We start from the raw sequence: 21,044 nt of genomic DNA, 5'->3' as shown, positions 1-21,044 counted from the left end.
CGAGGGCATCGAACGGGAGCGACTGCAGGAGGCCGCGCGACGACCGAAACGGGACAAGATTGTCCTGGATTGATCTACTCATCGAATGTACCCGGCGGTGTACTTCTTGATCTTGCATCGCATCCCATACCCGGCGATCCGCCAACATCCTGAGCGCGATGCAGTGGGGGTACAGCCATGCCCAAGAAGTACGCTTACGAGCTGCCGGAACACCAGGTGGACCACGGGGTTCGCATCCCCGTGGAGCACCTCAAGATCGACGAGAAGGCCCAGCGCGTGCTGAACGAGCCCCGCGCGCGCAGTATGGCCAACAACCTCGTCCCCGAGGCGCTGGGCACCATAGTCGTCTCCCAGCGCAGCAACGGCGATCGGTACATCGTCGACGGCATGCACCGGTGGCACGTCTGCAAGCTCACCGGGATCCCGGAGATCGTGGCAGAGGTTCACCACGGGTTGGATCAGCAGCAGGAGGCGGTCCTCTTCCTGATCAAGAACCGGGAGTCGAGCAAGCCGACACCGCTTGACGAGTACAAGATCGGACTCACGGCGGGCATCCCGCTCTTCGTGGATACGGACTCCGCACTGCGGAAGCGGAACCTCGCCATGGGGTCCACGGGGACGAACCTGGTGGGCGCCGTCGCCGGCGTCCTTCGGATCACCGACACCTACGGCCCGGAAACACTGGAGCGCACGCTGAAGGTGGCCGAGGACGCCTGGGGGCGCACCAAGGAGACCTGGGACGGGATGCTCCTGGGCGGTATCGGCATGTTCATCGGGAAGCACGGCGACGACATCGACGACAGGGTGCTTTCCGACAAGATCGGCAGAAAGGATCCCGCATTCCGCTGGCGGGCCAACATCACGGCTCTCGCCTCTGCCGGCGGCACGCGCCACAGTGGCACGGGATCGCGCATCAGCACGTGCTACACCCTGATCGTCACCGAGTGGGACAAGGGCCGGCGCAAGGAGAACCGCATCGGCAACTAGCCTTCGCGCTCGGCACGGCGCAGCGCCCCCGGTCGGTGACCGGGGGCGCCGCGGGTGGAGGCGGGGCGCTACAGCACCGGGAGGTTTTTGCGGAGTTCGAAGGCGGTTACCTCCGAGCGGTATTCCTCCCATTCCTGCTTCTTGTTGCGCAGGAAGAAGTCGAAGACGTGCTCGCCGAGGGTTTCGGCGACCAGTTCGCTGCGTTCCATCAGGGCGATGGCCTCGCCGAGGTTCTGCGGGAGGGGTTCGATGCCCATCGCGCGGCGTTCCGCGTCGGAGAGGGCCCAGACGTCGTCGTCGGCGCCCGCCGGGAGTTCGTAGCCCTCCTCGATGCCCTTGAGGCCGGCCGCGAGGAGGACGGCGTAGGTGAGGTAGGGGTTGGCGCCCGAGTCGATCGAGCGGACCTCGACCCGGGAGGAACCCGTCTTGCCCGGCTTGTACATCGGGACGCGGATCAGCGCCGAGCGGTTGTTGTGGCCCCAGCAGATGTACGAGGGGGCCTCGCCGCCCGCGCCCGCGCTGCGGGAGGAGCCGCCCCAGATGCGCTTGTAGGAGTTGACCCACTGGTTGGTGACCGCCGCGGTCTCCGCCGCGTGGCGCAGCAGGCCCGCGATGAAGGAGCGGCCGACCTTCGAGAGCTGGTACTCGGCGCCCGACTCGTAGAACGCGTTCCGGTCGCCCTCGAAGAGGGAGAGGTGGGTGTGCATGCCGGAGCCGGGGTACTCCGAGAACGGCTTCGGCATGAAGGTGGCCTGGACGCCCTGCTCCAGGGCCACCTGCTTCATCACCAGGCGGAACGTCATGATGTTGTCGGCCGTGGAGAGGGCGTCGGCGTAGCGCAGGTCGATCTCCTGCTGGCCGGGGGCGCCCTCGTGGTGGCTGAACTCGACCGAGATGCCCATGGATTCGAGCATGGTGATCGCCTGGCGGCGGAAGTCCATGCCGACGTTCTGCGGAGTGTGGTCGAAGTAGCCGGAGTTGTCCGCCGGCACCGGGCGGGAGCCGTCCAGCGGCTTGTCCTTGAGCAGGAAGAACTCGATCTCCGGGTGGGTGTAGAAGGTGAAGCCCAGGTCGGAGGTCTTGGCGAGGATGCGCTTGAGGACGTAGCGGGGGTCCGCGAAGGACGGGGAGCCGTCCGGCATCAGGATGTCGCAGAACATCCGGGCGGTCCCGGGGGCCTCGGCGCGCCACGGCAGTATCTGGAACGTGCTCGGGTCCGGCTTGGCGATCATGTCGGACTCGTAGACCCGGGCGAAGCCCTCGATGGCCGAGCCGTCGAAGCCGATGCCCTCGTCGAAGGCCTGCTCCAGCTCGGCGGGGGCGACCGCGACGGATTTGAGGAAACCCAGCACGTCGGTGAACCACAGGCGCACGAAGCGGATGTCGCGTTCCTCGAGCGTCCGGAGGACGAATTCCTGCTGCTTGTCCATGCCTTCATCCTCGCAGTTCAGACGATCTGTGCACCACCGCCCCGAGGGACCGGGGGGGCACAGTCGGGCCCGCCCAGTATCGCCATTGGTGGTTTCCGCCACATTACGCACCCCCGAAAGCCGATGACACCCCCGCACTGACCACCGAGGCGTCATGAGCATTACCATCTGCGCCCATGGGGGGCTGGAAGCACGCGCGCGACGGGAGCCACGGGCATCCCGTCCGGCGGGCTGCCCTCCTGCTGCTGATCGCCTTCGGCGTGGCGGCCGGCGTGGCGTTCCTGTGCGTGCGTCCCGTGAGCGGCGTGGGCGGGCACGGGGACGGCGGGACGCGGGCCGGGGAGCGGGCGCACGCCGCCCCGGGCCCGGTGCAGGGCGGTGGGGTCCGGGCCGCGGGGCAGGTGGCGCGCGTCGCCTGCGTGTCCCCGTACGACCTGCCCGGCTGTTCCCCGCTGGCCCGGGTGACCCCGGCCGTGCTGCCCGCGCCGCCGCCCGCCGTGGCCCTGCCGCCGGCCGGCGCGGCGCCCGCCGCCCGCCCGGCCGCCGCGGCGGGTCCGGTCGGGACGCCCGGGACACCGGCGCGCGCACCCGGCCTGTACGTCCTCCAGGTGCTGCGGACGTGACGGCCGCGGCGCGCCGAGCGCACCACCGGCTCCATTCCGACACCCCCCTCAGCAGAAGGAACCAGGGCACATGGCCAGCAGGACGTCCGAAAACAACTCCCGGCAGAACCGCATAGCCGAAATGCGCCGCGCCGAAAAGGCACGCGACCGGCGCAACAAGTTCCTCGCCATCGGCATCTCGACCGTCATCGTCGCCGGGCTCGTCGGCTTCGGCTCGTGGCTGCTGATCGAGCAGAAGCAGAAGGACGAGGACGCCGCCGCGGCCCGCAAGGCGCCGGTGTCCGGCGAGCGCGACTGGGACGTGAAGAAGCTCGGCCGCAACCACGTCGACACCCCGGTGAAGTACGAGATGAACCCGCCGGTCGGCGGCGACCACAACCCCCGCTGGATGAACTGCAACGGCGACGTCTACAAGAACGCGATCCCCGAGGTCAACGCCGTGCACTCGCTGGAGCACGGCGCGGTCTGGGTGACCTACAACGAGAAGGCGGCCCCGGCCGACGTCGAGACGCTCGCCGGGAAGGTCGGCAAGACCCCGTACACGCTGATGAGCCCCGTGAAGGAGCAGGCCGGCGCGATCATGCTGAGCGCGTGGGGCAAGCAGCTGACGGTGGACAAGGCGGACGACCCGCGGGTGGCGCAGTTCTTCACCAAGTACGTGCAGGGCGCGCAGACCCCCGAGCCGGGCGCCGCCTGCACGAACGGGCTGGCCGACAAGTGACCCGTACGTACTGGGCGGCCGGCGCGGCCGTCGTCCTCGCGGTGCTCTTCGCGGTGGGGGCCACGGTCGCCACCGCGAACGGCGGCCCTGGCGGGGCCGACGCCGCCGGGTCCGCGAAGGCGCCGGCGCTGTACTCCCCCGACGCGGGCTTCGCCCGTGACATGGCGGTGCACCACCAGCAGGCGGTGGAGATGTCCTTCATCGTCCGCGACCGCACCCAGGACGAGCCGGTGCGCGGCCTCGCCTACGACATCGCCAACACCCAGGCCAACCAGCGCGGCATGCTGCTGGGCTGGCTGGACCTGTGGGGGCTGCCGAAGGTGGTGGCCGACGAGCCGCCGATGTCCTGGATGCAGGCCGCCGAAGGGGGCGGCGAGCACGCGGGACACGCCGGGCACGGCGCCGCGAAGCCGGGGGCGCTGATGCCGGGCATGGCGACCAAGGAGGAGCTGGACCGGCTGGGCGCGGCGAACGGCCGGGACGCGGAGGTGCTGTACCTCCAGCTGATGACCGACCACCACAAGGGCGGTGTCGCCATGGCCCAGGGGTGCGCGGTGCAGTGCCGGACGCCGGCCGAGCGGTCGCTGGCGCAGGGGATGGTCGCGGCGCAGCAGTCGGAGCTCACCCTGATGGCGGACATGCTGAGGCAGCGCGGGGCCGCCCCGCGCGGGTGACGGCCGCCGTCAGGAGGCGGCCGCCGCCGCGTGCAGGAGCGCCCGGGCCACCTGGTCCGGGCGGTCCAGCATGACGAGGTGTCCGGCGGGTTCGGCCACCTCGAAGCGGGCTCCGATCCGGTCGGCGAGGGCCGCCTGACGGGCGAGCCAGCGCCGGGCGGCGCGGCCGGTGCCCCCGCCGTGGCCGACGAGGACCGTGGCGGGGGCCGCCAGCGGGCGGGCCGCGCGCAGGGCCAGTACCTCGGCGGCGGTGTCGGGGTAGCGGGCGTTCTCCAGCAGGGCCCCGCGCCAGACCCGGCCGGTGCGGTAGCAGCGGCGTACGAGGTCCCGCGCGGCCGGGTCCGCGGCGCGGCCGGCCCGGGAGGCGCGGACGGCGGCCCGCCGGGCGGCGGGTCCCAGCGCGGCCGGCAGCCCGGCGGCGGTGACGGCCCGGCCGAGCGCGCGGGCGGCGCCGGTGCGCAGCGCGGAGGGGAGCAGGGCTCTCGGGGTTTCCTCGACGCTGGAGTCGACCAGTACGAGCGCCGCCGTACGGGCCGGGTACAGCCGGGCGAAGGCTTCGGCGTGGAACCCGGCGAGGGAGTGTCCGGCGACGGTGACGGGGCCGTCGAGCCCGAGCGCGTCGAGCAGGGCGGCGATGCGGCGGGCCTCGTCGGCGGCTCCCGGCGGGGTGGGGGCGGGGGCGCTGAGCCCGTGCCCGGGGCGGTCGAAGCGGACCACGGTGCGCCCGCGGGCGACGAGCAGGGCGGCGACCGGGTCCCAGTCGAACCAGGCCATGGCGAGCCCGGCGCTCAGCACCACGACGGGCCCGCTCCCTTCGACGACCACGTGCAGCGGCACCCCGTCGACGCGCACGACACGACCGGGGACGGGGACCCGGGCGCGGGCGCGGGCGGGGCGCGGCCGCGGGGCCGTCACGTGCGGCGCTCGCGGTGGACGGAGAGGGCCAGCACCCCGAGCCAGATCGCCACCAGCAGCACCTGGAGGCGCTGGCCCGCGCCGAGCGCCCACGTCCCGTGCCCGGCGGTGAACAGGGCGATGGCGGTCAGGGTCCAGGCGGTGGCCAGCAGTTCCAGGACGACCAGGGCGGGACCGAAGCGGGCGAGCGGCGCGAACCATCCGTAGCGGCGGGCGGCGACGGTGAGGGCCACTATCCCGACGAGCGCGCCGGTCATGGCGAGGCTGCTGCTGACGGCGTGGGCCTGGTGGGTGGCCGGGACCAGGCCGGCGGTCTCGCGGGCGGCGCACACCGGGTCCACGGTGGGCTGACAGCTGAGCGGGAGCCAGGCGTCGGCGGCGGTGGCGGCACCGAAGAGGGCGACCCCGGCCCAGCCGGCGACCGCCCACGGGCGGCGCGACTCGGGGTGCCGGAGCAGCCGGGCCAGGGCGAGCAGCCCGCCGAGGAAGGCGAGCAGCCCGGCGGTGAAGTCGGTGGCCCGGAAGAGGCCGCCGAGGGGCTGGTCCTGGGCGGCGAGTTCACTGACGTAGGTCTCGATGGGGTTGAGGCCGGTGGAGAGGACGACCTCCAGCACCCAGGCGGTGTAGGCGGCGGCGCCGAGGCCGATGAGGACGGCGACGGCACGGGCGCCTGCCCGGCCGCTGCCCTTCGCGGCATGTGTACGCATGGTGGGACTGATCCTAAGCAGAACCGGTTCGGACGCGGGGCCCGGCGCGGAGCCGCCGCCGGGGGCGGGCCACCGGGGCGCGCCGCGGGCCGTCCGGCCGGGTCCCTCCCCTGTGAGGACGTGCCGGGCGGCGCCCGCGTTCCCGCCCGGCGGATCAGACTCGCCCATACCGCCCCGTACCGGACGCGGGGCGGCATTTCCGGTTGGAGGCGGGCGGAGCCCGTGGCAGTCTGACGCCGCCCCCGTACGCCGTACGCCGCACCTCCCGAGGGACTCCGCCAGGCATGAGCACGCCCCCGAACCCCACCCCGCCCGACCCCGCGCCCTCCGGCATACCGACCCCGCCCCCGCCCCCGGAGGACACCCGCACAGCCCCGGCCGTCGCCCCGCCGGACACCCCGGCCGCCCCGGCCGCGGACCCCTCGGCGCAGACCCCGGTCGCGGGGTCGGCAGGCACCCCGGTCGCGGGCCCGGCGGGCGACCCGGCCGACGCGCCGCACCTGCCGGTCGCAGACCCCACGGGCACCCCGGCGGACGGTCCGGCGGACACCCGGGTCACAGACCCCTCGGGCGCCTCGGCCGCAGGCCCGGTGGGTGCTCCCGCCGACGCCACCCCGGACGCTCCCGCGCAGGCCTCGGCGGTGACCCCGCCCGACGCCGCCGGGGCGGACGCCGGCGGCACGCCCGAACCGCCCGGCGGGGGCGGCGCCCCCACCCCGGGGCCCTCCCTCCTGAAGGCCCCGGCCGGGCAGAACCCGTTCGCGGCGCCGTCCCCGGCCCCCGTCCCCGCCGGGGCGGCACCCGGCGCCGGGCAGAACCCCTTCGCGCCGCCGTCCCCGGCCCCCGTCCCCACCGGGCCGGCACCCGCCGACGGGCAGAACCCGAACCCCTTCGCGGCACCGGCCCCCGGCGGCTTCGCCCCCGGCGGCTTCGCGCCCGTCGGGGGCGGGCCCGGGTACGGCGGGTCCGGACCCGGCGTACCCGGGTACGGGTGGGCCGCGCCCGGGTACGCGGGGCATCCGGGATACCCCGCGCACCCCGCCGGGAGCGGCGCCGCGCCGGCGAACGGGCTCGCCGTCGCCGCCCTCGTGCTCGGGCTGACGGCCGTCGTGCTGGGCATCGTGCCGTTCGTGTTCTGGGCCGGGACCCTGGCCGGGCTCATCGGGACCGGCCTCGCCATCGGCGCCCTGGTCCGCACCCGCTCCGGCGCCCCGCGCCGGACGATGGCCGTCGTCGGCCTCGTGCTCGGCATCGTCAGCCTCGGCGTGTCGGCCTGCGGCTTCCTGCTGACCGCCGCCGTCCTCGACCGCGCGGAGGACACCTTCGACCAGGCCCGGGAAGACCCCTACGGCCCGGGCTGGGACGAGGACTGGGACGAGGAGTTCGACGGACCCGGCACCCCCGGCACCCCCGGCGGGCCCGGCACCCCCGGCCCGCACCCGTCCGCGGACCCCGCCCCCGCCCCGATCCCCTTCGGCCAGACCTACACCTATCCCGACGGCATCAAGGTGACCCTGTCCGCCCCGAAGGAGTACGTGTCGGCCAGCGAGTACCTCGACGTCGGCCACGCCGTGCTGATCTCCTTCACCATCACCAACGGCTCGACCTCCCCCCACGAGGTCATCTACGCGATGCCCACCGTCCGGGACGACAAGGGCGGCGAGGGCAAGCTGGTCTTCGACGTGCGGACCCCGAAGCGCATCGAGGGCACGATCCGGCCCGGCGAGTCCGCCACCGGCACCGCCGCCTTCGAGGTCCCCGAGGGCACCCGGAGCATCAGCGCCGCGCTCTCCCCCGGCCTGCTGCGCCCCGCCGCGCGGTTCACCGGCCCCGTCGGCTGAGCCGCCCCGCCCGGGCAGCCGCCCCGTCCGGGCAGCCACCCCCGGGCACCCCGTACGGGCATCCGCGAACACCCCGGCGGCACGGGATCCAGGACATCGCGTCAGAAAGACGATTAGACTGGGTCCCGTGCCTCAACTTCGTCTCGCGCTGAATCAGATCGACTCGCACGTCGGCGACATCGCCGCCAACGCCGACAACATCGTCCACTGGACCCGGCACGCGGCCGAGCAGGGCGCCCACCTCGTGGCGTTCCCGGAGATGGTGCTGACGGGGTACCCCGTCGAGGACCTCGCCCTGCGCGGCTCCTTCGTCGAGGCCTCCCGCGCCGCCCTGCACGGCCTCGCGCGGCGGCTCGCGGACGAGGGGTTCGGCGAGCTGCCGGTCGTCGTCGGCTACCTCGACCGCAGCGAGCAGGCGGCGCCCCGCCTGGGCCGGCCGGCCGGCTCCCCCGAGAACGCGGCGGCCGTCCTGCACCGGGGCGAGGTGGTGCTGCGCTTCGCCAAGCACCACCTCCCCAACTACGGGGTCTTCGACGAGTTCCGGTACTTCGTCCCCGGCGACACCCAGCCCGTGATCCGGGTGCGCGGCGTCGACGTGGCCCTGGCCATCTGCGAGGACCTCTGGCAGGAGGGCGGCCGGGTCCCCGCCACCCGCGCCGCCGGGGCCGGACTGCTGGTCTCCGTCAACGCCTCGCCCTACGAGCGCGACAAGGACGACGTCCGCCTGGAACTGGTGCGCAAGCGGGCCCGGGAGGCCGGCTGCACGCTCGCCTACCTCGCGATGATCGGCGGCCAGGACGAGCTGGTCTTCGACGGCGACTCGATCGTCGTCGACGCCTCCGGCGAGGTCATCGCCCGCGCCCCGCAGTTCTCCGAGGGCTGCGTCCTGGTGGACCTGGACCTCCCGGCCGCCCTCCCCGCCGCCCCCGCGGGCACCGTCGACGACGGCCTGCGCATCGACCGCGTGATCCTCTCCGAGGAGCCGCTCGCCCCCTACGAGCCCGTGGTCCCCGGCGGTTACGCCGACCGGCTGGAGGCCGAGGAGGAGGTCTACGACGCGCTCGTCGTGGGCCTGCGCGCGTACGTCCGCAAGAACGGCTTCCGCTCCGTCCTGATCGGGCTCTCCGGCGGCATCGACTCCGCGCTCGTCGCCGCCCTCGCCTGCGACGCGATCGGCGCGCAGAACGTGTACGGCGTGTCCATGCCCTCGAAGTACTCCTCGGACCACTCCAGGGGCGACGCGGCCGAGCTCGCCGAGCGGACCGGCCTGAACTTCCGGACCGTGTCCATCGAGCCGATGTTCGACGCGTACATGGGTGCGCTGGGCCTCGACGGCCTCGCCGAGGAGAACCTCCAGTCCCGGCTGCGCGGCACGATGCTGATGGCGCTGTCCAACCAGGAGGGCCACATCGTGCTGGCCCCGGGCAACAAGTCCGAGCTGGCCGTCGGCTATTCGACCCTCTACGGGGACTCCGTCGGCGCCTACGGACCGATCAAGGACGTGTACAAGTCGGACGTCTTCCGGCTCGCCCGGCACCGCAACCGGGCCGCCGAGGAGCGCGGCGAGACCCCGCCGATCCCGGAGAACTCCATCGTGAAGCCGCCGAGCGCCGAGCTGCGACCGGGCCAGGTCGACACGGACTCGCTGCCGGACTACCCGGTGCTCGACGCGGTCCTGGAGCTGTACGTGGACCGCGACCAGGGGCTGGAGGCCATCGCCGGGGCCGGGTTCGACCGCGAGCTGGTCGCGCGGATCCTGCGCATGGTGGACACCGCCGAGTACAAGCGGCGCCAGTATCCGCCGGGCACCAAGATCTCCGCGAAGGGCTTCGGCAAGGACCGCCGGCTGCCCGTCACCAACGGCTGGCGCGAACGCTGAACCGCCCGCCGCGGGCCCCGGCGCGGGGCCCGCGGCGGGGGCTCACGCGAACAGTTCGCCGAGCAGCTCGGGGCCCAGGGCGATGGGGGCGGGGCGGTACGCGGGCGGCGGGGTGCCCGTCAGCTCGCGCACCAGGAAGTCCCAGGAGCGCTTGCGGACGTAGGTCAGGCAGTCGATGAAGGTGTGCTCGGCGCCGGGCACGATGAGCAGCTCGAAGTCCTTGTCGGCGGCGACGAGCCGGTCGGCGAGCCGCAGCGTGTGGTCCGGGTGGACCTGGTCGTCCATCTCGCCGTGGACGAGCAGCAGTTTGCCCGTCAGCCGGTCCGCGAGGTCCACGTTGGAGGTGCGGGCCCAGACCTCGGGGCGGTAGGCGCCGTCGTAGGTCTCCACGAAGCCGGGGTTGAAGTGGCGGGCGTCGTGCGAGCCGGAGAGGGCGACCGCCGCCTTGTAGGTGCCGGGGAAGTCCAGCACCGCCCGCGCCGCGGCGAACCCGCCGCCGGAGTGGCCGAACGCGCCCACCCGGTCCAGGTCCATCCACGGCCGGGTCTCGGCCAGCTGGCGCAGCGCCGCCACGTGGTCGGCCAGGCCGCCCGCGTCGGCCAGGCGGCCGTACGAGGCGTCGTGGAAGTCCTTGCTCCGGCCCGGGGTGCCCCGTCCGTCCAGGGCGACGACCACGAAGCCGAGGGCCGCCAGGGGTTCCGCGTCGAGGCCCGTCGCGCCGGGGTCGAAGGAGGGCGCGACCCGGTTGACCTGCGGGCCGGGGTAGAGGGTGTCCACCACCGGATACCGCCGGGAGGGGTCGAACCCGCGCGGCCGGTAGAGCACTCCGTAGACGTCCGTCACCCCGTCGGCGGCCTTGACGCGGAACCGCTGCGGCGCGGTCCAGCCGGTGGCGGTGAGCCCGGCGATGTCGGCGCGCTCCAGCTCGACCAGCACCCGCCCGGTCCAGTCACGGACGCGGGTCACCGGCGGGGTGTCGACGGTGGAAGCGGAGTCGAGGAAGTACTCCTGGTGCTCCGGCAGGGTGACGACGTGGTCCAGCCCGTCGTCGGTGATCACCGCGAAGCCGGAGCCGTCCAGGCCCGCCCGGCACACGGTCCGCCGGTACGGATCCTCCTCGACCAGCCCGGAGGCGGTGAAGTACACCGTCCGCTGCGCCTCGTCGACGCGCAGGATCTGGCGCACCGCCCACTCCCCGGAGGTGACCTGCCCGAGCAGGGCGCCGGTGTGCAGGTCGTACCGGTACAGGTGGCCCCAGCCGTCCCGCTGCGAGTACCAGAGCACCTCGTCGGCCAGCAGCCGCACGATCGGCGGCTCGTACATCCACTGGTTGGGCTCCACCCGGGTGTCCCCGGACTCGGTGATCACCGTGGTGACCTCACCGGTGACCGGGTCCAGCCGGTTGAGGGTGAGCGTCAGCAGGTCGCGGGGCCGGGCGAGGTAGTAGACCGCCGAGCCGTCCGGGGCCCACCAGGCCCACTTGGCGGTGACCGGCGACATCGACGGCATCAGGAGCGGCTCGGCCTGCGCGCGGACCACCGTGCCGGCGGCGGGGTCCAGGACGACCAGTTCGGCCAGCGGCAGGTGTTCGTCCCCGGCGTGGGCGTACCGCTGGCTGTGCGTGAGGGGGGCGCCGCCGTCGGCGGGCCGGGCCTCGACGAGGTGGGTCCGGCGGACGCTTCGCTCGTCGGTCCGGTGCGCGAGCACCTTCGTCGAGTCGGGCGACCAGGCCACCGCGGGCGGCAGGTGGGGCAGGCCTATCTTGCGCAGCAGGGTCTGGTTGGCCGTGGCGTCCGGGCCGGGGCCGTACTGGTGGTCGGGGGCGCCGTCGGTGGTCAGGGCCCAGGTGCGGCCGTCGGACAGGGAGCGCGCCCACAGGTCGTGTCCCTGCCGGTAGACCGCGGTGCGGCCGTCCGGCGAGGGCACGTCCAGCGGGCTGCCCGGCGGCGTGAACGCGGCCCGCTCGCAGACGTAGCCGTCCAGGGCGCAGCGCCAGTACTCGCCGAGCGCGAAGAACGCCACGGCGTCCTCCGTGAGCTCGATGCCCGCGAACGGCAGGGCCCGGGGGTCGACCCGGTGCCCGGAGGCGGTGGCCAGCGCGGCGGCGAGGCGGTCGTGGTCGAAGGCCGGTTCACGGGTCCCCGCCGCCGGGTCGGCCCGGACGAACCGGCGGCCGGCGCCGTCGCCCACCGCGTACCAGAACCGGGCGCCGCCGTCGGTCCACTGGGGGCGGACCTTGTCCCCGACGACGAGTTCGCCGGGACGGACGGGACGGCGGAAGAGCAGTTCCGCGGCCTGGTAGTCCTCAGTGGTGCTCATGCTTCGTGTACGTCCTCGGTGTCGGTCCAGCGCGGCGGAGGGGATGGGGCGACTCTCCTCGCCCCCCGGGCGCGGAACAAGATCGACTTCGTCTACGGTCCGGTGCGCCGGGCTCACCGGTGCGCGACGCTCACCGGTCGCGGGCGCCCGGGCGGCCGCGGCCGTCCCGGCGGGCGCACGCCGAGGGCCCCGGCCGCTCGTGGGAGCGGCCGGGGCCCTCGGCCCGCGGGACGGGCGGACGCGCCGCTACGGGCGGACCGTCAGGCGGGCCGCTACCGGGAGGTGGTCGCTGCCCGTGCGCGCCAGGGTCCAGGAGGCCTCCGGCTTGATCCCGCGGACCATGATCTGGTCGATGCGGGCCATCGGGAACTGCGCGGGCCAGCTGAAGCCGAAGCCGTGGCCCGCCGCGCCCTGGGTGGAGCGCATCTGGGAGGTGACCTCGGACAGGGCACGGTCGTTCATGGTGCCGTTGAGGTCGCCGAGCAGGACGACCTTCTTGAGGCCCTCGCTGGCCAGGGCGGCGCCCAGCGCGTCGGCGCTGTTGTCGCGCTGGTTGGCCGTGAACCCGGCGTTGAGCTTGACGCGGACCGAGGGCAGGTGGGCGACGTAGACGCCGACCTCGCCGAAGGGGGTGGCCGCGGTGGTGCGCATGGCGCGGGTCCAGCCGAGGCGGATGTCGACGGGCCTGCTGGAGGTCAGCGGGTACTTGCTCCACACGCCGACGGTGCCCTCGACCGCGTGGTACTTGTACGTGCCCGCCAGGGCCTTCTCGTAGACGGGGACGGCGTCCCCCGTGAGCTCGGTCAGCGCGAGCACGTCGGCCCCGGACTTGGCGACGGACTCGGCGGTGCCGCGCGGGTCGGGGTTGTCGGCGTCGACGTTGTGGGTGGCGACCATGAGGTTGCCGCCGCCCGCGGACTTGTCGGTGATCAGTCCTCCGAAGAGGTTCACCCACACCGCGGCGGTCAGCAGTATCGCGATCAGCGCGGTGGCGGACTTGCGGACCACGGCGGCGACGAGCAGCAGCGGCACGGCCACGCCCAGCCAGGGCAGGAAGGTCTCGGTGAGGCTGCCGAGGTTGCCGATGTCGTTGGGCAGCTCCGCGTGGAAGATCATGACGAGCGAGATCAGCGCGGCGAGCGCGGCGGTCACGATCCCGCGCCGCCAGATGCCGGGGTCCCGCCGCAGTTCGGCCAGCCGGCGCCGGAGACCGGATCCGGAGGAGCCGGGCTCGGAGCCGCCGTTCCCCGTCTCCGTCATGTACGCCTGTGCCATGCCATGTCCTCGCTGCCGTGCTCGCGCTCCGTCCCCGCCCCTTGACCCTAGGCGATGTACGGGGCCTTACGTGCCGTCCTCGCGGCCCTTCTTTCCGGAGGACGAACGGCCGTGCGGCTCGGGTTCCGCTTGTCACGAAACGCGCACATTGGCCTGTGCGCGCCTCGAATCCCGCCAGGAGTGTGACGTACGGGTCAGCGCGTCGGATCACGGCCACTTCCGCCCGCGGCCGGGAGGGTGCCACCATGGTGGATGAGTCCGGGGACGCCGTGAGGGCGCCTCGAGATGACACTAGGAGCAGTTGCAATGACGCACGCCGTTTCGCCTGCCCGCGAAGCCGCCTCCGCCACGCTGTACGGAGGCTCGGGCACCCGGCGCATCACCGTCCGCGACCTCGCGCTCGCCAAGGAGCGCGGCGAGAAGTGGCCCATGCTCACCGCCTACGACGCCATGACGGCGTCCGTGTTCGACGAGGCCGGCATTCCGGTCATGCTCGTCGGTGACTCCATGGGCAACTGTCACCTCGGCTACGAGACCACCGTCCCCGTGACGATGGACGAGATGACCCTGCTGTCGGCGGCCGTCGTACGGGGCACCAGCCGGGCCCTGATCGTCGGCGACCTGCCGTTCGGTTCGTACCAGGAAGGCGCCGTGCAGGCGCTGCGCAGCGCGACCCGGCTGGTCAAGGAGGCCGGGGTCGGGGCGGTCAAGCTGGAGGGCGGCGAGCGTTCGCTGGCCCAGACCGAGCTGATCGTGCAGTCCGGCATCCCGGTCATGTCGCACCTGGGCCTGACCCCGCAGTCCGTGAACGCCATGGGCTACCGGGTGCAGGGCCGCAGCGACGAGGCCGCGCACCGGCTGCTGCGCGACGCGAAGGCGGCGCAGGACGCGGGCGCCTTCGCGGTGGTGCTGGAGCTGGTCCCGGCCGAGCTGGCCGCCGAGGTCACCCGGTCCCTGCACATTCCGACGGTCGGCATCGGCGCGGGCTCGGAGTGCGACGCGCAGGTGCTGGTGTGGACCGACATGATGGGCCTGACCGGCGGGAAGATGCCGAAGTTCGTCAAGCAGTACGCGAACCTCCGCGCGACCATGGGCGACGCGGCGAAGGCCTTCGCCGAGGACGTGGTCGGCGGAACGTTCCCGCAGGCGGAGCACGCCTTCCACTAGGGCGCGGCGGCTCCGACGGCCGGCCGGCCGCCCCGTTCCACGGGCTGTCGGCCGGCTGTCGGTCGTTTGTCGGAGCGTTGTCAGTGGCGGGTGGTCCCATGGTGGACATGACGCGAAACGACAACACCCCCCACGCCGTGGAGGTACGGGGACTGGTCAAGCACTACGGCGAGACCAAGGCCCTCGACGGGGTCGACCTGGACGTACGGGAGGGCACCGTCCTCGGTGTCCTCGGCCCCAACGGCGCGGGCAAGACCACCCTGGTGCGCTGCCTGTCCACCCTGATCACCCCGGACGCCGGGACCGCGCGGGTCGCGGGCTACGACGTGGTCCGCCAGCCCCGCCAGCTGCGCCGCACCATCGGCCTGACCGGCCAGTACGCCTCGGTCGACGAGAAGCTCTCCGGCTGGGAGAACCTCTACATGATCGGCCGGCTGCTGGACCTGCCCCGCAAGGAGGCGCGCCGCCGGGCCGACGAACTGCTGGAGCGGTTCTCCCTGACCGAGGCCGCGAAGAAGGCCGTGATGCACTACTCCGGCGGCATGCGCCGCCGGCTGGACCTGGCCGCCTCGATGATCGGCCGCCCGGCCGTCCTCTACCTGGACGAGCCGACCACCGGTCTGGACCCCCGTACCCGCAACGAGGTGTGGGACGAGGTGCAGCGGATGGTCGCCGAGGGGGCCACCGTGCTGCTCACCACCCAGTACATGGAGGAGGCCGAGCAGCTCGCGAGCGAGCTGACGGTCATCGACCGCGGCAAGGTCATCGCCAGCGGCAAGGTGGACGAGCTGAAGGCGCGCGTCGGCGGCCGCACCCTGCGGATCCGGCCCGTCGACCCGGCCGACCTGCCGGGCATGGCCCGCGCCCTCGCCGAGAACGGCCTGGACGGCGTGGCCGGTTCCCAGGCCGTGCCGGACGAGGGGGCGCTGCTGGTGCCGATCCTGGCGGACGAGCAGCTGACCGCCGTCGTCGGCCTGCTGGCCGCCCGCGGGTACGGGATCGGCGACATCGGCACCTACCTGCCCAGCCTCGACGAGGTGTTCCTGTCCATCACCGGCCAGAAGCCCACCGTCCAGGACTCCCTTCCCACCGAGCAGACCGAGGAGGTCGCGGCATGAGCACCGTAACCACGACGAAGCCCACGACGCCGGCGCCCTCGCCGGTCTCCGGTCCGCCGCCGGCCGCCGAGGGGCGGATCGGCCTGCGGGGCAACCTCCGCCACATCGGCGCCCTGGCGCGCCGCAACATGCTCCAGATCAAGCAGGACCCGGAGTCGATGTTCGACGTCCTGCTGATGCCGATCATCTTCACGCTGCTGTTCGTGTTCGTCTTCGGCGGCGCGATCTCCGGCAAGGGCAACCAGGGCGAGTACGTCAACTACGTCGTCCCGGGCCTGATGGCCATGATGGGCATGAACATCGCGATGGGCGTCGGCACCGGTGTCAACGACGACTTCAAGAAGGGCGTGATGGACCGGTTCCGGTCCATGCCGATCGCCCGTTCCTCGGTGCTCATCGCGAAGATCGTGGTCGAGCTGGGCCGGATGATGGTCGCCATCGCGATCCTGCTCGGCATGGGCTTCCTGCTCGGCCTGTCGATCAAGTCCAACGTGCTGGACCTGCTCTTCGCCATCGGTCTGTCGGCCGTCTTCGGCGCCTCGCTGATGTGGATCTTCATCCTGCTGGGTCTCACCATGAAGACCTCCCAGGCGGTCCAGGGCATGGCGATGCTGGTCCTGATGCCGCTGCAGTTCGGCAGCTCGATCTTCGCCCCGCCGACGACGATGCCGGGCTGGCTCCAGAGCTTCACCGACGTCAACCCGCTGTCGAACCTGGCCGACGCGGCCCGCGGCCTCATCAACGACACCCCGCTGGGGAACTCCGTGTGGATCACGCTGGCCTGGTCGGTGGCGCTGACGGCCGTCACGATGCCGCTCGCCGTCCGCAAGTTCCGCCAGAAGACCTGATCCGGGGCGGCCGGTCCGTTCGGATCGCGTCCCGGACGGGCCCCGTGCGGGGACGGTGCCGGATCAGATGAGGGCGGTGGCCTCCTCCAGGGTGAGGCCGCCGCCTTCGGCGTGCGCGGCCCCGTACCCGGTATCGCCCAGTGCCGCCCGTGCCAGCTCCTCGGCACGGGCGGCGTCCTCGCGTTCGGAGGCGGGCGGGACGTGTGCGGCCGGCAGCTGGGCGCGGTAGGCGCCGAGCAGCCGGGCGGCGTCCCGCGGCCGGCCGGCGGCGCCGGGCGAGGCCAGCGAGACGGCGGCCGCCAGCAGGAAGGTGGCGGGCAGCTGGGGGGCGACCATCAGCGCGAGCGGGTCGAGGGCGGCCGGCAGTGCGGCGCGGACGGTGGCCAGCGCCTGCGCGTGGCGGCCCTCCCGGTTGTCCAGCCAGGCCGTGGTGCCCAGCCGGAACACGTCGAAGACGGCGTAGGCCCCCACGGAGAACTCCACGCGCAGCGCGTCGAGCTGGGCACGGGCCTCGCGCAGGCGGCCACTGCGGCCCAGGACGCCCGCGAAGAAGAGCCGGGCGGCGGGAACGGCCTCGGTGTCGCCGCCGAGCGCGATGACCTCGGTGAGGATCTCCTCCGCCTCGGCGTCGTGCCCGCTCTCGGCGAGGGTCCCGGCCATCCGCACCCGGAGCACCGTCACCTGCGCCTTGGCGCCGAGGCGTTCGGCGTGCTCGATCGCCGCGCGGTAGTCCTGGGTGGCGAGGTCGTAGGCCCCCGTCTTCTCGTGTGACTCGGCGCGCGCGGACAGGGCCTCGGCGCAGCCCCAGTCGTCGCCCAGGGCGCGGAAGAGGGCGTGGCTCTCGTCGGCGTCGCGGGCGGCGTCGCCGACCCACTCGGCCCGGTTGGCGAGGACGTTGGCGCGCAGTTGCAGCGCGGAGGCCAGTTCCCATGCGTATCCGAGGGCCCGGGCGGCGTCCACGGTCGCGTCCAGGACGCGGCCGAGGACACCGGGCGCACCGGCGATCATCACGGCGTAGATCCACAGGCCGGCCGGCGGGCGGCAGGTCTGCGGCAGGCCCGGCCGGTAGACGCTGAGGACGGCGTCGACCTGGGCGCGGACCTCGGGGGTCTGCCAGCCGTCGCTGCCCTGTTCGCGGGAGGCGAGGCGGATCATCTGGATGCCGCGCCAGGCCTCGGTGCGCAGTTCGCCCGCGTAGGGCGGGGGCGTGTCCACGAGGCGCTCGTGGACGGGCGGGGCGGGGGCGGCGGGCGGGGCGAAGGGGTCGGGGCCGAGGGTGGCGGCGAGGTCGGCCCAGTGCCCGGACTCGCCGCGCAGGTCGTGCATGAACCAGTACCAGACGAGGGAGTGGACGAGGCACAGGACCTCGTCGGCCTCGTGGGCGGCGGCCGCGCGGCGCAGGGCGGTACGGAGGTTCTCGTACTCGGTGGTGATCAGTCCCGCGGCGGCGCGCTGGCCGTGCCCGCGGAGCAGGGGCTCGGCGGTGCGGGCGAGTTCGCGGTAGTGGACGAGGTGGCGCCGCTCGGTGGCGGTGCGGTCGCCGCCGCTCTCCGCGAGGCGTTCGGCGGCGTATTCGGCGACGGTCTCCAGCAGGCGGTAGCGCATGCCGTCGGCGGCCTCGTCGGGTTCGGCGAGGACGAGGGACTTGTCGACGAGGGAACCGAGGACGTCGGCCACGTCCAGGACGCCGTCCGGCTCGGCGCAGACGGCTTCGGCGGCGGCCAGGTCGCAGCCGCCGGCGAACACGGACAGCCGGGCCAGCACCGCCCGTTCGGGCGCGTCCAGCAGCTCCCAGGACCAGTCCACGACGGCCCGCAGCGTCTGCTGCCGGGGCAGCACGGTACGGCTCCCGCCGGTCAGGAGCCGGAACCGGTCGTCGAGCCGGTCGGCGATCTGACGCGGCGTGAGCAGCCGCAGCCGGGCCGCGGCCAGCTCGATGGCCAGCGGCAGACCGTCCAGGCGGCGGCAGATCTCGGCGGCGGCGGCCGGATCGTCGGCGGGGGTGAAGCCGGGGCGGACGGCGGCCCCCCGGTCGGCGAAGAGCCGCAGCGCGACGGGGTCGGGGAGGGGCTCCACGGGGCGCAGCAGCTCCCCCGGCACGCCGAGGGGTTCGCGGCTGGTGGCGAGTATCTGCACGCCGGGGCAGTGGGTGAGGAGCCGCTCGGCGAGTTGGGCGGCGGCGCCGATGACGTGCTCGCAGTTGTCGAGGAGCAGCAGGAGCCGGCGCCGGGCGCAGTGTTCGGCGAGCCGGGCGAGCGGGGTCTCCCCGGGGCGTTCGGTGAGGGCGCGCAGTTCCTCGGAGGTGGCGCCGCGCAGCTTCGTCTCGCGGGCGCCGAGTGCGGCGAGGGTCGCTTCGGCGACGTCCTCGGGGTCGTCCACGGGGGCGAGCTCGACGAGCCACACGCCGTCGGGCCAGGCGTCCGGCCCGGCGGAGTGCCGCTCGGCGGCCTCCTGGGACAGCCGGGTCTTGCCCGCGCCCCCGGGGCCGAGCAGCGTGACGAGCCGGGCCCGCGCGAGGTCCTCCCCGAGCACCCGGATGTCCTCCTCGCGCCCCACGAAGGACGTCAGCCGCGCCCGCAGGTTCCCGCCCGGGGCGGAGGTGGGCGGAGTGCCCTGGGCCGGGGTTCCCGAAAGGCCCAGGGCCGGAGTGCCCGGGGCCAGGGTGCCTGGATCCAGGGTGCCCGGGGCCGGGGTGCCCGGGGCCAGGGTGCCCGGGGCCAGGGTGCCCGGGGCCAGGGTGCCCGGGGCCAGGTTGTCCGGGGTGCCCGGGGTGCCCGGGGCCGGGGTGTCCGGGGTGCCCGGGGTGCCCGGGGCCGGGGTGTCCGGGGTGCCCGGGGTGTCCGGGGTGCCCGGGGTGCCCGGGGCCGGGGTGTCCGGGGTGTCCGGGGGCGGGGTGGCCGGGGCCGGGGTGGCCGGGGGCGGGGTGGCCGGGGGCGATGGGACTCGGGCCGGGGGCGGGGCGCTCGGGGCCGGGGTCAGGAGCTCAGTGTGGAGGGCGCGCAGGGCCGGCCCGGGGTCCGTGCCGAGGCGGGCGGCCAGCTCGCGGCGCACGGCTTCGTAAGCGGCCAGCGCCTCCGCCGGGCGGCCCACCGCACGCAGGGCCCGGATCCGCAGCACCTGCAAGGGCTCGTCCAGCGGTCGGCGCGCGCACAGTTCGGCCAGCTCCGGCAGGGCCCGTTCCGCCCCGCCCAGGGCCAGGGCCGCCTCCAGCCGGCCCCGGCGCGCGTCCATCCGTACGGCTTCCCACCGCGCGGACTCCGCGCCCGCCTCCGGCAGGGAGGCCAGCGCCGGGCCCCGCCACAGCGCGAGCGCCTCGTCGTACAGCGCCGCCGCCCCGGCCGGGTCCGCCGTCCCGGCGGCGTCGCGCACGAGCCGCTCGAAGCGGTACGCGTCCACGTCCTCCCGCGCCGCCTCCAGCAGGTAGCCGCCGTCGGCGGAGCGCACGGCGGCGTGCCCCAGCGCCCGGCGCAGCCGCCCGACCAGCGCCTGGAGCGCGGGCACGGCCTCCGCGGGCGGGTCCGCCCGCCAGACCTCGTCGACGAGCAGTCCGGCCGGTACCGCCCGGCCGGGGCGCAGGGCGAGCACGGTCAGCAGCGCGCGCAGACGGGCGCCGCCGACGGCGACGGTGCTCCCGTCGTCGCGGAGGGCCTGGGTGGTGCCGAGGATCGCGTAGCGCACCGGCCCATTGTCCCCGGCCCCGCGCCCCCGCCGGACCGGTGGCCGGGATAGGTTTCGCCGCATGGGTCACCAGGGCAGCCGCGGCGAGCGGCAGATCAGTTCCGTCTTCCTCGGCATCGTCGCCGTCATGGCGGTCACGGGCTGGGCGGTGTGGACCGGTTACGCCTCCAGCCCGGGGCTGGCGGTGTTCCTGTTCGTGACGGCCGCGTGGGTCGTCTCGCTCTGCCTGCACGAGTACGCGCACGCCCGCACCGCCCTGCACGGCGGGGACATCACGGTCGGCGCCAAGGGCTACCTGACGCTGAACCCGCTGAAGTACACGCACGCCGTGATGAGCATCGTGCTGCCGGTGCTCTTCGTGATCCTGGGCGGGCTGGGCCTGCCCGGCGGGGCGGTGTTCATCGAGCGGGACCGGATCCGGGGCCGCTGGAAGCACAGCCTGGTCTCGGCGGCGGGTCCGCTGACCAACGTGGCCTTCGCGGTGATCTGCACGGCGCCGTTCTGGCTGGGCGCCCTCGACGGGGTCCCCCTGGAGTTCCGCTTCGCGCTGGCGTTCCTGGCCCTGCTCCAGGTCTCGGCGGCGATCTTGAACTTCCTGCCGGTGCCGGGCCTGGACGGCTACGGGGTGATCGAGCCCTGGCTCTCGCACCGGGTCCGGCGCGAGCTGGCGCCGCTGGCGCCGTTCGCCCTGATCGGGGTGTTCGCGCTGCTGTGGATCCCGGAGGTGAACGCGTTCTTCTTCGGCGCGGTCGACGGGATCCTGCGCGGGCTGGGGGTCTCCGACCTGGAGACGTACTGCGGCCGGGACCTGTACCGCTTCTGGCAGGACACGGACGTCTTCTGCACGGCCCCCGGCCGTTAG

16 protein-coding genes are annotated in these 21,044 nt (G+C 74.1%); 10 read left to right on the top strand and 6 right to left on the bottom strand.

Going from position 1 to position 21,044, the window contains the following annotated elements; genetic code table 11:
- The first annotated feature begins 177 nt into the window (after positions 1-177).
- Entirely contained in the window at positions 178-987 is an 810-nt protein-coding gene (locus ACGFXC_RS32855; RefSeq protein ID WP_393718543.1) for a DUF6551 family protein, read from the top strand.
- A gap of 68 nt (positions 988-1,055) precedes the next feature.
- Here the strand turns inward: ACGFXC_RS32855 and ACGFXC_RS32850 are convergent, their stop codons facing one another.
- On the bottom strand, positions 1,056-2,417 hold the full coding sequence (locus ACGFXC_RS32850) for a glutamine synthetase family protein (protein ID WP_393718542.1): 1,362 nt from the start codon (positions 2,415-2,417) through the stop codon (positions 1,056-1,058).
- Between the two features lie 176 nt (positions 2,418-2,593).
- Here ACGFXC_RS32850 and ACGFXC_RS32845 point away from each other — a divergent pair, with 176 nt between their 5' ends.
- The 3 genes from ACGFXC_RS32845 to ACGFXC_RS32835 all read left to right on the top strand — a co-directional run bounded on the left by ACGFXC_RS32845 (position 2,594) and on the right by ACGFXC_RS32835 (position 4,435).
- Positions 2,594-3,040 carry a hypothetical protein gene (locus ACGFXC_RS32845; protein ID WP_393718541.1) on the top strand — a complete coding sequence of 149 codons (447 nt, stop codon included), beginning with the start codon at positions 2,594-2,596 and terminating at the stop codon, positions 3,038-3,040.
- Between the two features lie 70 nt (positions 3,041-3,110).
- Positions 3,111-3,761: a DUF3105 domain-containing protein gene (locus ACGFXC_RS32840; RefSeq protein ID WP_393718540.1), complete on the top strand. Its 651-nt coding sequence runs from the start codon at positions 3,111-3,113 to the stop codon at positions 3,759-3,761.
- Positions 3,758-4,435 carry a DUF305 domain-containing protein gene (locus ACGFXC_RS32835; RefSeq protein WP_393718539.1) on the top strand — a complete coding sequence of 226 codons (678 nt, stop codon included), beginning with the start codon at positions 3,758-3,760 and terminating at the stop codon, positions 4,433-4,435. The genes ACGFXC_RS32840 and ACGFXC_RS32835 overlap by 4 nt, the downstream gene beginning before the upstream one ends.
- Before the next feature lie 9 nt (positions 4,436-4,444).
- Here the strand turns inward: ACGFXC_RS32835 and ACGFXC_RS32830 are convergent, their stop codons facing one another.
- Together ACGFXC_RS32830 and ACGFXC_RS32825 are read right to left on the bottom strand one after the other, a co-directional pair.
- On the bottom strand, positions 4,445-5,287 hold the full coding sequence (locus tag ACGFXC_RS32830; protein WP_393718538.1) for an alpha/beta fold hydrolase: 843 nt from the start codon (positions 5,285-5,287) through the stop codon (positions 4,445-4,447).
- Positions 5,288-5,346: 59 nt separating this feature from the next.
- Positions 5,347-6,057, bottom strand: a complete 711-nt coding sequence (locus tag ACGFXC_RS32825) for a DUF998 domain-containing protein (RefSeq protein WP_393718537.1) — start codon at positions 6,055-6,057, stop codon at positions 5,347-5,349.
- 284 nt (positions 6,058-6,341) lie between these two features.
- Between ACGFXC_RS32825 and ACGFXC_RS32820 the strand changes: the two genes are divergently transcribed.
- Complete coding sequence (locus tag ACGFXC_RS32820; protein ID WP_393718536.1) at positions 6,342-7,898, top strand: hypothetical protein; 1,557 nt, start codon at positions 6,342-6,344, stop codon at positions 7,896-7,898.
- A 127-nt stretch (positions 7,899-8,025) separates the two neighbouring features.
- Positions 8,026-9,777: an NAD+ synthase gene (locus ACGFXC_RS32815; protein ID WP_393718535.1), complete on the top strand. Its 1,752-nt coding sequence runs from the start codon at positions 8,026-8,028 to the stop codon at positions 9,775-9,777.
- 42 nt (positions 9,778-9,819) lie between these two features.
- Here the strand turns inward: ACGFXC_RS32815 and ACGFXC_RS32810 are convergent, their stop codons facing one another.
- Both ACGFXC_RS32810 and ACGFXC_RS32805 read right to left on the bottom strand, forming a co-directional pair.
- On the bottom strand, positions 9,820-12,096 hold the full coding sequence (locus ACGFXC_RS32810; protein ID WP_393718534.1) for a DPP IV N-terminal domain-containing protein: 2,277 nt from the start codon (positions 12,094-12,096) through the stop codon (positions 9,820-9,822).
- A gap of 246 nt (positions 12,097-12,342) precedes the next feature.
- Complete coding sequence (locus tag ACGFXC_RS32805; RefSeq protein ID WP_393718533.1) at positions 12,343-13,371, bottom strand: endonuclease/exonuclease/phosphatase family protein; 1,029 nt, start codon at positions 13,369-13,371, stop codon at positions 12,343-12,345.
- 306 nt (positions 13,372-13,677) lie between these two features.
- Here ACGFXC_RS32805 and panB point away from each other — a divergent pair, with 306 nt between their 5' ends.
- The 3 genes from panB to ACGFXC_RS32790 all read left to right on the top strand — a co-directional run bounded on the left by panB (position 13,678) and on the right by ACGFXC_RS32790 (position 16,504).
- Positions 13,678-14,538: a 3-methyl-2-oxobutanoate hydroxymethyltransferase gene (gene panB, locus ACGFXC_RS32800; RefSeq protein WP_393718532.1), complete on the top strand. Its 861-nt coding sequence runs from the start codon at positions 13,678-13,680 to the stop codon at positions 14,536-14,538.
- Between the two features lie 98 nt (positions 14,539-14,636).
- Positions 14,637-15,656, top strand: a complete 1,020-nt coding sequence (locus ACGFXC_RS32795; RefSeq protein ID WP_393718531.1) for an ATP-binding cassette domain-containing protein — start codon at positions 14,637-14,639, stop codon at positions 15,654-15,656.
- Positions 15,653-16,504: an ABC transporter permease gene (locus tag ACGFXC_RS32790; protein ID WP_393718530.1), complete on the top strand. Its 852-nt coding sequence runs from the start codon at positions 15,653-15,655 to the stop codon at positions 16,502-16,504. Before ACGFXC_RS32795 ends, ACGFXC_RS32790 begins: the two co-directional genes overlap by 4 nt.
- A 63-nt stretch (positions 16,505-16,567) precedes the next feature.
- Here the strand turns inward: ACGFXC_RS32790 and ACGFXC_RS32785 are convergent, their stop codons facing one another.
- Positions 16,568-20,245 (bottom strand): BTAD domain-containing putative transcriptional regulator, encoded by a 3,678-nt coding sequence (locus ACGFXC_RS32785; protein WP_393718529.1) that lies wholly within the window; start codon positions 20,243-20,245, stop codon positions 16,568-16,570.
- Between ACGFXC_RS32785 and ACGFXC_RS32780 the strand changes: the two genes are divergently transcribed.
- Positions 20,244-21,044: a site-2 protease family protein gene (locus ACGFXC_RS32780; RefSeq protein WP_393718528.1), complete on the top strand. Its 801-nt coding sequence runs from the start codon at positions 20,244-20,246 to the stop codon at positions 21,042-21,044. The two genes, ACGFXC_RS32785 and ACGFXC_RS32780, sit on opposite strands and share 2 nt — an antisense overlap.

The organism is Streptomyces sp. NPDC048507 (assembly GCF_043199995.1).
Lineage (GTDB): Bacteria > Actinomycetota > Actinomycetes > Streptomycetales > Streptomycetaceae > Streptomyces.
The sequence above is the reverse complement of the archived record's forward strand: the minus strand, read 5'-3'. Positions and strand labels throughout refer to the sequence as shown.